This is a genomic window from Mesorhizobium sp. (assembly GCF_041661565.1).
Taxonomy (GTDB): domain Bacteria; phylum Pseudomonadota; class Alphaproteobacteria; order Rhizobiales; family Rhizobiaceae; genus Mesorhizobium.
In genome coordinates, this window is the sequence record NZ_JBAZUD010000146.1 from 1 (window position 1) to 12,001 (window position 12,001).

General features: G+C 64.1%; 10 protein-coding genes. 8 read left to right on the forward strand and 2 right to left on the reverse strand.

What is annotated here, in order from left to right; translation table 11 throughout:
* The first annotated feature begins 25 nt into the window (after positions 1–25).
* The 8 genes from dusB to hflX all read left to right on the forward strand — a co-directional run bounded on the left by dusB (position 26) and on the right by hflX (position 10,150).
* On the forward strand, positions 26–1,054 hold the full coding sequence (gene dusB, locus WC739_RS21035; protein WP_372954931.1) for a tRNA dihydrouridine synthase DusB: 1,029 nt from the start codon (positions 26–28) through the stop codon (positions 1,052–1,054).
* Positions 1,051–2,193 carry a nitrogen regulation protein NR(II) gene (locus WC739_RS21040; protein WP_372954932.1) on the forward strand — a complete coding sequence of 381 codons (1,143 nt, stop codon included), beginning with the start codon at positions 1,051–1,053 and terminating at the stop codon, positions 2,191–2,193. The genes dusB and WC739_RS21040 overlap by 4 nt, the downstream gene beginning before the upstream one ends.
* Positions 2,190–3,650: a nitrogen regulation protein NR(I) gene (gene ntrC / locus WC739_RS21045; protein WP_372954933.1), complete on the forward strand. Its 1,461-nt coding sequence runs from the start codon at positions 2,190–2,192 to the stop codon at positions 3,648–3,650. The genes WC739_RS21040 and ntrC overlap by 4 nt, the downstream gene beginning before the upstream one ends.
* A gap of 117 nt (positions 3,651–3,767) precedes the next feature.
* Positions 3,768–6,053, forward strand: a complete 2,286-nt coding sequence (locus WC739_RS21050; protein WP_372954934.1) for an ATP-binding protein — start codon at positions 3,768–3,770, stop codon at positions 6,051–6,053.
* Complete coding sequence (locus tag WC739_RS21055) at positions 6,043–7,404, forward strand: sigma-54-dependent transcriptional regulator (protein ID WP_372954935.1); 1,362 nt, start codon at positions 6,043–6,045, stop codon at positions 7,402–7,404. The genes WC739_RS21050 and WC739_RS21055 overlap by 11 nt, the downstream gene beginning before the upstream one ends.
* A 100-nt stretch (positions 7,405–7,504) precedes the next feature.
* Entirely contained in the window at positions 7,505–8,368 is an 864-nt protein-coding gene (locus WC739_RS21060) for a D-amino-acid transaminase (RefSeq protein WP_372954936.1), read from the forward strand.
* Between the two features lie 144 nt (positions 8,369–8,512).
* Positions 8,513–8,758 carry an RNA chaperone Hfq gene (gene hfq / locus WC739_RS21065; protein ID WP_006202172.1) on the forward strand — a complete coding sequence of 82 codons (246 nt, stop codon included), beginning with the start codon at positions 8,513–8,515 and terminating at the stop codon, positions 8,756–8,758.
* Positions 8,759–10,150 carry a GTPase HflX gene (gene hflX / locus WC739_RS21070; RefSeq protein ID WP_372954937.1) on the forward strand — a complete coding sequence of 464 codons (1,392 nt, stop codon included), beginning with the start codon at positions 8,759–8,761 and terminating at the stop codon, positions 10,148–10,150.
* A 20-nt stretch (positions 10,151–10,170) separates the two neighbouring features.
* Here the strand turns inward: hflX and mazG are convergent, their stop codons facing one another.
* The gene (mazG, locus tag WC739_RS21075) at positions 10,171–10,995 is read right to left on the reverse strand and encodes a nucleoside triphosphate pyrophosphohydrolase (protein WP_372954938.1); all 825 of its coding nucleotides are present in this window, start codon (positions 10,993–10,995) and stop codon (positions 10,171–10,173) included.
* An 86-nt stretch (positions 10,996–11,081) separates the two neighbouring features.
* A partial coding sequence (locus WC739_RS21080; protein WP_372954939.1) for an aromatic amino acid transaminase occupies positions 11,082–12,001 on the reverse strand: 920 nt, incomplete at its 5' end.

Here is a 12,001-nt window from a genome sequence, read left to right on the forward strand (position 1 = left end):
GAATGGATATGCTTGGTTTTTGTGCATGCTTGACACGGGCAAATTGGCGTCGCCATTCTACGTCGGCGACGTGAAAATCCGCAATCGCGTATTCCTCGCGCCGATGTCGGGGATTACCGACCTGCCGTTCCGGCAGCGGGCGCATGCGCATGGCGCCGGCCTGGTCGTCTCCGAAATGGTGGCGAGCGGCGAACTCGCAAAGGGCAGGGCGGGCTTTGACCTGCGCATACGTCATTCCGGCCTGCCCGTCCATATGGTGCAGCTCGCCGGCCGCGAAGCATCGCACATGGCCGAAGCCGCGCGCATCGCGGCGGGCGAGGGCGCGGATATCATCGACATCAACATGGGCTGCCCGGCCAAGAAGGTCACCGGCGGTTATGCGGGCTCTGCCCTGATGCTGGATCTGGACCATGCGCTGTCGCTGATCGAGGCCGTGGTCGGCGCCGTCGAGGTCCCGGTGACGGTCAAGATGCGGCTCGGCTGGGACGAAGGCGCCCTCAACGCGCCGATGCTGGCGCGCCGCGCCGAACAGGCCGGCGTGAGAATGGTCACCGTGCATGGCCGGACGCGTTGCCAGTTCTATCAGGGCAAGGCCGACTGGCGCGCCATCGCCCGGGTCAAGGAGGCGGTGTCCATACCGGTCGTTGCCAATGGCGACGTCTGCTCGCCGACGGAGGCCGCCGCCATGCTCGATCAATCCGGCGCCGATGCCGTGATGATCGGCCGCGCGCATTATGGCGCTCCCTGGGTCGCTGGGGCCATCGCGGCGGCGGTTTCGGGCGAGCAGGCCGCGAATGTTCCAACGACGTCCGAGGCGCTGGCCGACTACGTCATTGCCCACTACGAGGACATGCTGGCGCTCTATGGCGTCGAAAGCGGCCTACGCCAGGCGCGCAAGCATCTTGGCTGGTATCTCGACCGTCACGCTGTCGACGCCACTGCAGACCGCCGGAAAGCCATCCTCACCACAGTCGATCCCGCCCGGGTCATTGCCTTGCTGCGCGACGTGTTTTCGCGCGATCGGCCATCGCTGGACCTGCGGAGCGCCGCATGAGCGCCGCCGCCGGCCAGGGAGCCCAGATGGCTGACGCCGCCCAGATCGTGCTCAACACCATACGCCGCCCGGTGATCATGATCAGCGAGGAAGGGTTCATCACCTTCGCCAACGCCGATGCTGAGGACTTCTTTCGCTCCAGCGCGACGATGCTGGCGCGCAACACGCTGTCGAAACTCATTCCCTTCGGCAGCCCGCTGCTGACCCTCGTCGACCAGGTGCGCGAGCGCCGGGCTCCGGTCAACGAATATCGCGTCGACGTGTCTTCGCCGCGCCTCGGCATCGAAAAGGTCGTCGATCTCTATGTCGCGCCGGTGACGGAATTTCCGGGCTCCGTGGTGGTGATGTTCCAGGAACGGTCGATGGCCGACAAGATCGACCGGCAGATGACGCATCGGGGGGCGGCGCGCTCGGTGACCGGTCTGGCGGCTATGCTCGCCCACGAGATCAAGAACCCGCTCTCGGGCATCCGTGGCGCGGCACAATTGCTTGAACTCTCCGCGTCCGACGAAGACCGCGCGCTGACGCGGCTGATCACCGACGAGACGGACCGCATCGTGTCGCTGGTCGACCGCATGGAAGTGTTTTCCGACGAGCGGCCGATCGATCGCTACCCCGTCAACATCCATGTCGTGCTCGACCACGTAAAGGCGATCGCCAGGAACGGTTTTGCCAAGAGAATCAAGATCCTGGAGGATTATGATCCTTCATTGCCTCCAGTGTTCGCCAACCGCGACCAGCTGATCCAGGTTTTCCTCAACCTGGTCAAGAACGCCGCCGAAGCGATCGGCAGCGATCCGCAGGGCGAAATCGTGCTGTCGACCGCTTTCCGCCCGGGCATCCGCGTTTCCGTGCCGGGCACGCAGGACCGCGTGTCGCTGCCGCTGGAATTCTGCGTTCGCGACAACGGCTCGGGCGTTTCCGAGGATATCCTGCCGATCCTGTTCGACCCCTTCATCACCACCAAGCCGAACGGTTCGGGGTTGGGGCTGGCGCTGGTCGCCAAGATCGTCGGCGAGCATGGCGGCATCATCGAATGCGAATCGACGCCGCGCGGGACCACCTTTCGAATCCTGATGCCGGCCTGGAAAGAAACACCATTCGCACTCGACGACGACGGTGAAGGAGACCGCAAATGACGGTTCGCGGCAATATTCTCGTCGCCGACGACGATGCGGCGATCCGCACGGTTCTCAACCAGGCGCTCTCGCGCGTCGGCCACGAGGTGCGCGTCACCTCCAACGCCTCGACATTGTGGCGCTGGGTGGCGGCCGGCGAGGGCGATCTGGTCATCACCGACGTGGTGATGCCGGACGAGAACGCCTTCGACATGCTGCCGCGCATCAAGAAGGCGAGGCCGGAACTGCCGGTAATCGTCATGAGCGCCCAGAACACGTTCATGACCGCGATTCGCGCATCGGAGACCGGCGCCTACGAATATCTGCCGAAGCCGTTCGACCTGACCGAACTGCTCAACTTCGTCAACCGCGCGCTGTCGGAGCCGCGGCGCCCGAAGATCGACCCGCGGCCGGAAGAACAGCCGGACGCGATGCCGCTGGTGGGTCGCTCGGCGGCCATGCAGGACATCTACCGCATGCTGGCGCGCATGATGCAGACCGACCTGACGGTGATGATCTCGGGTGAATCCGGCACCGGCAAGGAACTGGTGGCGCGCGCCCTGCACGAATATGGCCGCCGTCGTGGCGGTCCTTTCGTCGCCATCAATATGGCGGCGATCCCCCGCGACCTGATCGAATCGGAGCTTTTCGGTCACGAGAAGGGCGCCTTCACCGGGGCGCAGAACCGCTCCACCGGCCGCTTCGAGCAGGCCGAGGGCGGCACGCTGTTCCTCGATGAGATCGGTGACATGCCGATGGAGGCGCAGACGCGGCTGTTGCGCGTCCTGCAGCAGGGCGAATACACGACGGTCGGCGGACGGACCCCGATCAAGACCGACGTGCGCATCGTCGCCGCCACCAACAAGGATTTGCGCACGCTGATCAACCAGGGGCTTTTCCGTGAGGACCTCTTCTATCGTCTGAACGTCGTGCCGCTCAGGCTGCCGGCGCTGCGCGAGCGGTCCGAGGATGTGCCCGACCTCGTCCGCCACTTCTTCAAGCTCGGCGAAATGGAAGGCCTGCAGACCAAGCGCATCTCGTCCGGCGGGATCGAGTTGATGAAGCGCTACCCGTGGCCGGGCAATGTGCGCGAGTTGGAAAACCTCGTTCGCAGGCTGGCCGCGCTTTATTCGCAAGACGAGATTTCGGCCGAGATCATCGAGGCCGAGCTCAAGACCGGCGAACGCCCGGTCGTGCCGGGTGGCGGCAACCTCATTCCCGACGACCTCTCCATCGGCCAGGCGGTCGAACATTTCCTGCAACGCTACTTCGCTTCGTTTGCCGGCGAATTGCCGCCAGCAGGCCTTTACCAGCGCATCCTGTCCGAGGTCGAATACCCACTTGTGCTCGCCTCGATGACCGCAACCCGGGGCAACCAGATCAAGGCCGCGGAACTGCTGGGCCTGAATCGCAACACGCTGCGCAAGAAGATTCGCGAGCTCGGCGTCAACGTCTACAAATCATCGCGCCAGTCCTGAGCCGGCCTCTTTTCAGGGGACTAGACGGCGAAAGATTTCCCTGCGGGTCACACTTGTTGCATAATCGCCACAATGCGTTGCATACATCCGACGCAATCAATGGCTCTAGACGGCGACATGGCTTCGCAGGCATCGACACGCAACGAACCGCTCTTCAGCGAACCCGCCACGCGCGACGGGCGCCGGCTGCTTGCGCTGCCAGGCGTGATCGCGGTCGCCGGCGCGCTGGTGACGGCGGCAATCTCGTTCACCATCCTGGTCGGCGCCACACCGATCACGCCGAACGAATCGACGACGCTGGCGCTTATCGCCCTCAACGCCGCCTTTGTCCTGTTCCTCATCGCGCTTGTCGGACGCGAGGTCCACCGCATCCTGATGGCGAGGCGGCACGGCAAGGCGGCCTCGCGGCTGCATGTGCGCATCGTCGCCATGTTCGCGCTGGTGGCCGCCATCCCCGCCATCATGGTGGCCATCATCGCGTCCATCACGCTCGACATCGGCCTCGACCGCTGGTTCGAGATCCGTACCAAGACGATCGTCAATTCATCGCTGTCGATCGCCGACGCCTATGTCCAGGAAAACGCCCGCAACCTGCAAGGCACCACCCTGTCGATGGCCTACGATCTCGATGCATCGCGAACTCTCTACGGGCTCGATCGCACCGGCTTTCTCGACCTGATGAACAAGGAAGCCGTCGGCCGGTCGCTGGCTCACGCCGCGCTGATCAAGCCCGACGGGTCGTTCGTGATGAGCGCCAAGACGGATACGAATTTCGCCATGCCGGAGCCGCCGGAGGGTGCGGTATCCAGCGCGGCCGACGGCAAGCCGGTTCTCATCGAGCCGAAGACGCGCAACATCATGGGCGCCATTGTCAAGCTGCGTGAGATCGAAGGCCTCTACCTCTACACCATCCGCCTCGTCGACCCGGAGGTGATCAAGGCACGGCAGATCGTCAGGTCCAACACCGACGAATATCGGGGCCTCGAAGACAATCGCCGCACCTCGCAGGTGGCCTTCGCGCTGCCCTATCTGTCGCTGACGCTCATCATCATCCTGTCGGCGATCTGGACCGGTATCGCTGTCGCCGACCGCCTGGTTCGCCCCATCCGCCAGTTGATCGGCGCCGCCGACGAGGTCGCCACCGGCAATCTCGACGTGGCGGTTCCCGTCAGGCCCTCGGACGGCGATGTCGCCTCGCTCGGCGATACGTTCAACAAGATGCTGCTGGAACTGAAATCGCAGCGCAACGAGATCCTTTCGGCCAAGGACCTGATCGACGAGCGGCGGCGCTTTTCGGAAGCCGTGCTCGCCGGCGTCACCGCCGGCGTCATCGGCGTCGATCCCTACGGCATCGTCACCATCGTCAACCGGTCGGCCGAATCGATGCTCGCCATATCCGCCAGCGCGGCGCTTGGAGAGAACCTCTCCGCCGTGCTGCCACATGTCGGCCGGGTCTTCGAGATCGGCCGCAAGTCCGGCAAGCCTGTCTACCGCGAGCAGGTGACCTTCTATCGCGCCGGCGCCGAGCGGACCTTCAACGTGCAGATCACCATCGAGGCCGGCGACAGCGGCTCCGAGGAAAAATCCTATGTCGTGACGATCGACGACATCACCGACCTGGTCCAGGCCCAGCGCTCGTCGGCCTGGGCCGACGTGGCGCGGCGCATCGCCCACGAGATCAAGAATCCGCTGACGCCGATCCAGCTGTCGGCCGAGCGCATCAGGCGCCGCTTCGGCAAGGTCATCACCGAGGATCGCGAGATTTTCGATCAGTGCACGGACACCATCATCCGGCAGGTCGAGGATATCGGTCGCATGGTCGACGAATTCTCGGCCTTTGCACGCATGCCCAAGCCCGAGATGAAAGCCATAGACCTTCGCGAATCGCTGCGCGAGGCGTCCTTCCTGGTCGAAGTCAGCCGCGCCGATATCGCTTTCGAACGCATGTTCGGTAGCGAGCCGCTCAAGGGCACCTTCGACAGCCGCCTGATGGCGCAGGCTTTCGGCAATGTGATCAAGAACGCCGCCGAGGCTATCGATGGGCTGGAACAGAAGGACGGTTCGCACGGCATAATCCGGATTCAAGCGGGGCGTCAGAATGGGGCCATCCGAATCGACGTCATCGATAATGGCAAAGGCCTGCCGCGCGAGAATCGCCAACGGTTGCTCGAGCCCTATATGACCACGCGCGAGAAGGGCACCGGGCTCGGCCTCGCTATCGTCAAGAAGATCGTGGAAGACCATGGCGGCAGGCTGGAACTCCATGACGCGCCGGCCGATTTCCACAATGGGCGCGGCGCGATGATCAGCATCATCCTGCCGCCCGCCGCCACCGTCGCTCCGCGCGGCGAAAGCAGGGCCGAGAACGAACGAGAAACTGAAAAGGTCGGTAATGGCGTCTGATATTCTCATCGTCGATGACGAGGAAGACATCCGTGAACTCGTCGCGGGCATCCTGAGCGACGAAGGTCACGAAACCCGCACGGCGTTCGATGCCGACAGCGCTCTGGCGGCGATAGCCGACCGGGCGCCGCGGCTGATCTTCCTCGACATCTGGCTGCAGGGTTCGCGCCTCGACGGGCTGGCCTTGCTGGACGAGATCAAGACCATGCACCCGACCTTGCCGGTGGTCATGATCTCCGGCCACGGCAACATCGAAACGGCGGTCTCCGCCATCCGTCGCGGCGCCTACGACTTCATCGAGAAGCCGTTCAAGGCCGACAGGCTGATCCTGATCGCCGAACGTGCGCTCGAGACCTCTAAGCTGCGGCGTGAGGTTTCCGACCTCAAGCAGCGCAGCGGCGAGACTTTCGATCTGATCGGTATGTCGTCGGCGATGAGCCAGCTGCGCCAGACCATCGAGCGCGTCGCGCCAACCAACAGCCGCGTCATGATCATCGGTCCTTCCGGTTCGGGCAAGGAACTGGCCGCCCGCGCCATCCACACGCTGTCGGCACGCAAGACGGCGCCATTCGTGACGCTGAGCGCCGCCAACATCACGCCCGAACGCATGGAAGTCGAGTTGTTCGGTACCGAGTCCAACGGTGTCGAGCGCAAGGTCGGCGCGCTCGAAGAGGCCCATCGCGGCATCCTCTACATCGACGAAGTGGCCGACATGCCGCGCGAGACGCAAAACAAGATCCTGCGCGTGCTGGTCGAGCAGCAGTTCGAGCGGGTAGGGGGCACCAAGCGGGTCAAGGTCGATGTCCGCATCATCTCCTCGACCTCGCAGAATCTCGAGGCGATGATCGCCGACGGGCGTTTCCGCGAGGACCTCTACCACCGCCTCGCCGTGGTTCCGGTGATGGTGCCGGGACTGGCCGAGCGGCGCGAGGATATTCCCTATCTCGTCGACAATTTCATGAAGCAGATCGCCCGCCAAGCCGGGATCAAGCCGCGCCGAATCGGCGACGACGCGCTGGCCGTGCTGCAGGCGCACAACTGGCCGGGCAATGTCCGCCAGCTGCGCAACAATGTCGAGCGGCTGATGATCCTGGCGCGCGGCGACGATGTCGACGCGCCGATCACCGCCGATCTGTTGCCGGCCGAGATCGGCGACGTCATGCCGCGAACGCCCAACCAGTCGGACCAGCACATCATGGCGCTGCCGCTGCGCGAGGCGCGCGAACAGTTCGAGAAGGACTATCTCATCGCCCAGATCAACCGGTTCGGCGGCAATATCTCGAAGACCGCCGAATTCATCGGAATGGAGCGCTCCGCCTTGCACCGCAAGCTGAAGTCACTGGGGGTCTGACCCGCGTGACGGCCAACCAGCGCGCTTGTGCCAACCATTTGGCGGTTACGGCGACCGCGGAATCGCATAAGAAAGCCCAGTGGTTTTCCAGGGGTCGCCAATGCCGCGCATAGCCTATGTCAACGGGCGCTACGTCGCCCATGCGGACGCTTCCGTGCACATCGAGGACAGGGGATACCAGTTCGCCGACGGCGTCTACGAGGTCTGCGAGGTGGCGCGGGGCTTCATCGTCGACATGCCGCGCCACCTCGCGCGCTTGAACCGCTCGCTGTCCGAATTGTCGATCTCCTGGCCGGTCACGCGCGGTGTTTTGCCGTTCATCCTGCGCGAGGTGGTCAACCGCAACCGTGTCGTCAACGGCCTGGTCTATGTCCAGGTCACGCGCGGCGTCGCCAGCCGCGATTTCGTCTTCCCGTCGGCGGATACCAGGCCGTCCCTGGTCGTCACCGCCAAGAAAGCCGATCCGACGGCAGGGGCCAAGCGCGCCGAAACCGGCATCGCCGTCATCACCGTGCCGGAGAACCGGTGGGACAGGGTCGACATCAAGACCGTGGGGCTGCTGCCCAATGTGCTGGCCAAGCAGAAGGCGAGGGAAGCAGGCGCGCAGGAGGCTTGGTTCGTCGACACAGACGGCAACGTCAAGGAAGGCGGCTCGTCGAATGCCTGGATCGTCACACGCGATGGGGTGCTCGTAACCAGGCCGGCCGAGCACGGCATCCTGCGCGGCATCACCCGCACCACCATGTTCGAAGTGGCCGCCAAGCTCGGGCTCAAAATCGAAGAGCGCGGCTTTTCGGTTGCCGAGGCCAAGTCGGCGCGCGAGGCGTTCATCAGTTCCGCCACGACCATCGCCATGCCGGTCGTGACCATCGACGGTGATGCGGTGGCTAATGGACATCCCGGTTCGGTAACACTTTCGTTGCGACAGGCATTTTTTGACGTTGCGGAAAAAAGTCCAGCCTGATAACCGCACAGGTGGAATGAACATCAATATATCTCGTTCTGCTTGTCGTTACTGACGACAAGATGGTGTTTGCGAGCTTGACATGTGCCGGACAATTTGGCGCATTGGTTTGCAAACCGAAGGGGATCGGCGAAAGCAAGAACAATGGCGGAACGATCGCAAAACCTTCAGGACCTGTTCCTGAATTCAGTTCGCAAGAGCAAGAACCCACTCACCATCTTCCTGATCAACGGCGTGAAGCTGACCGGCGTGGTCACTTCCTTCGACAACTTCTGTGTCCTGCTGCGCCGTGACGGCCACTCCCAGCTCGTCTACAAGCACGCCATTTCCACGATCATGCCGAGCCAGCCGGTTCAGATGTTCGATGGCGAGGAAAGCCAGGGCGCCTGATTGGCACGTGAGAAAGACGCGGACGGTACGGTCCGCGGCAAACCAACCCATCATCCCGGGACGGAAGCCAAGGGTCCGACCCGGGCTGTCGTCATCGTGCCCGTGCTTACCCGCCAGCCGCGCGGCGACGACGAGACCAACCGCCCGCGGCTGACGCGATCCGCTGACGCCCGCCGCGACGAGGCCGTCGGCCTCGCCCGCGCCATCAACCTTGATCCGATCCATACGGCGGTGGTGACCGTCAACGACCCGCGCCCGGCGACCCTGCTCGGTAGCGGCAAGGTCGAGGAGTTCGCCGAAATCGTCAGGGAAGGCCATGCGGAGCTGGTCATCGTCGACCATCCGCTAACGCCAGTGCAGCAGCGCAATCTGGAAAAGCAGCTGAACGCCAAGGTGCTGGATCGCACCGGGCTGATCCTGGAGATATTTGGAGAGCGCGCCCGCACCAAGGAAGGCACGCTGCAGGTCGAGCTTGCCCACCTCAACTACCAGAAGGGCCGTCTGGTCCGTAGCTGGACCCATCTGGAACGCCAGCGTGGCGGTGCCGGCTTCCTGGGTGGTCCTGGCGAAACCCAGATCGAATCCGACCGTCGGCAGCTGCAAGAAAAGATCATCAAGCTCAAGCACGAGCTGGAAACCGTGCGCCGCACCCGCGACCTGCACCGCGCCAAGCGCAAGAAGGTGCCGTTCCCGGTGGTCGCCATCGTGGGTTACACCAATGCGGGCAAATCGACGCTTTTCAACCGGCTGACCGGAGCCGACGTGCTGGCACAGGACATGCTTTTCGCCACGCTCGATCCGACGCTGCGCCGCGTGCGCCTGCCGCACGGCACCCCTATCATCCTCTCGGATACGGTCGGCTTCATCTCGGACCTGCCCACGCACCTGATCGCGGCCTTCCGAGCGACGCTGGAAGAGGTGGTCGAGGCAGATCTGGTCATCCACCTGCGCGATATTTCCGATCCCGACACGGCCGCCCAGGCCGACGATGTCGAGCGCATCCTGGCCGACCTCGGCGTCGACGCTGGTGACCCCAAGCGGGTCATCGAAGTTTGGAACAAGATCGACCGGCTCGACGAAGGTAACAGGACCCGCCTGCTCGCCGATGGCGCCGATGCCAGCAAGGCGCCGCCTGTTGCCGTGTCGGCGGTGACAGGCGAGGGGATCGATGCGCTGAAGGCGATCATCGAGACGCGCATGGCGGGCGAGTTGGAAGACCTGACGGTGACCATCGAGCCGGCTCAGTTTGGCGTTGTCGACTGGCTCTACCGCAACGGCGACGTGGTCTCGCGTACTGACAATGACGATGGCGGTACCACCATCTCACTCAAGGCCACGGCAAGCGCGCGCGAAGAGATCGAAAGCAGATTGCGTCGCAAAAGTCAGGGGTAGCACCGGCAGCTTGGCACGCGCTACTTCGCGGTCTTTGCTTCCTGCCAGAGCGCTTCCATCTCGGCCAAACTTGCTTTTTCCAACGAGTTACCCGCTTTTTCCAAAGCCTGCTCGACGTAGTGGAAACGCGTGCGGAATTTTTCGTTGGTGCCACTCAACGCTGCTTCGGAATCGACCTTGAGGTGTCGCCCGAGATTGACGACGGCAAACAGCATGTCGCCGAACTCGTCCTTGATCGAGGCGGTGTCGCCCTTGGCCAGCGCCTCGCGCAATTCGCCGATCTCCTCCTCGATCTTGTCGAGGATGGGTGCGGCCTCGCTCCAGTCGAAACCGACGCGCGCGGCCTTCTCCTGAAGCTTCAGCGCTCGCGTCAGCGCGGGCAGGGCGACCGGTACGCTGTCCAGAAAGCCCTTGCCATTGTCTTCGGGGTCAAGCCCGCGCGCCAGGCGGGCGCTGCGCTTTTCAGCCTTCTCCTGCGCCTTGATCGTTTCCCACATGCCCTTGGCCATGCCGGCGCTGCGCGCCTTCTCGTCACCGAACACATGGGGGTGGCGACGGATCATCTTTGTCGTGATCGCCTGGACCACGTCGGGGAAGGCGAATGCGCCGGCTTCCTCGGCAATTTGCGCGTGGTAGACGACCTGCAGCAGCAGATCGCCCAGTTCGTCGCGCAGATCGTCGAGGTCACCGCGGGCGATGGCATCGGCCACCTCATAGGCTTCCTCGATCGTGTAGGGCGCTATGGTCGAGAAATCCTGTTCGATGTCCCAGGGACAGCCGGTCTGGGGCGCCCGCAGCGCCGCCATGATCTCGATCAGGCGCGAAATGTCTTTCGATGGCGTCATAAAGTGATGCTATCCCGCTGGTGGCCACGCAGCCAATGCTGTCGACCAGCGTCGGTATCTTGTCCACAGCTGCGCGACCAGCCTTGTCAGTCGAGCACGGAGACGATCGCCTTGGCGAGTTCATCCATGCGGTCCTCGGGCAGGCCCGCCACGTTGATGCGGCTGTCGCCGACCATGTAGACGCCGTGCTCGGCGCGCAGCCGCTCGACCTGTGCTTCCGTCAGACCCAGGCGCGAGAACATGCCGCGATGGCTGGCGACGAAGTCGAAGCGGTCGGAGTTGGACCGCCGGCGCAATGCCTCGGCGAACTGGACACGCAGCCTCAGCATGCGCAAGCGCATCTCCTCAAGTTCGGCTTCCCAGTCGGCGCGCAATGCGTCGTCTTCCAGCACGATGCGAACGGCGGCAGCACCATGGTCCGGCGGCATCGAATACATGGCACGCGCCGCCGAAAGCATCTGGCTCATCGCGACGTCGGCCTGGGCGCCATCCCTGGCCAGGATGATCGCTGAGCCGACGCGGTCGCGGTAGACGGCGAAGTTCTTCGAGCAACTGGAGGCGACGACCATTTCAGGGACCTTCGCGGCCAGAAGCCGCAGGCCGAGGGCGTCCGCCTCGAGGCCATCGCCGAAGCCCTGATAGGCAATGTCGACGAACGGCAGCAGGCCGCGCTCGACGACCAGATCGGTAACCGCCTGCCACTGCGCCGCGTCCAGATTGGCTCCGGTCGGGTTGTGGCAGCAGCCGTGCAGCATCACCACGTCGCCGCTGGTGGCCGTCCGCAGCGCCGCCAGCAGGTCGTCGAAACGGACGGCACCCGAAGCGGCATCGAAATAGGGATATTCGCGGATTTGCAGGCCAGCGGCACGCATCACCGGCATGTGGTTCGGCCATGTCGGATCCGACAGCCAAACCGTGGCGTCCGAACGCGTGCGCTTGAGGAGTTCGGCGACCAGGCGCAGCGCGCCGGAGCCGCCAGGCGCCTGCGCGGCGCGGATGCGCGTCA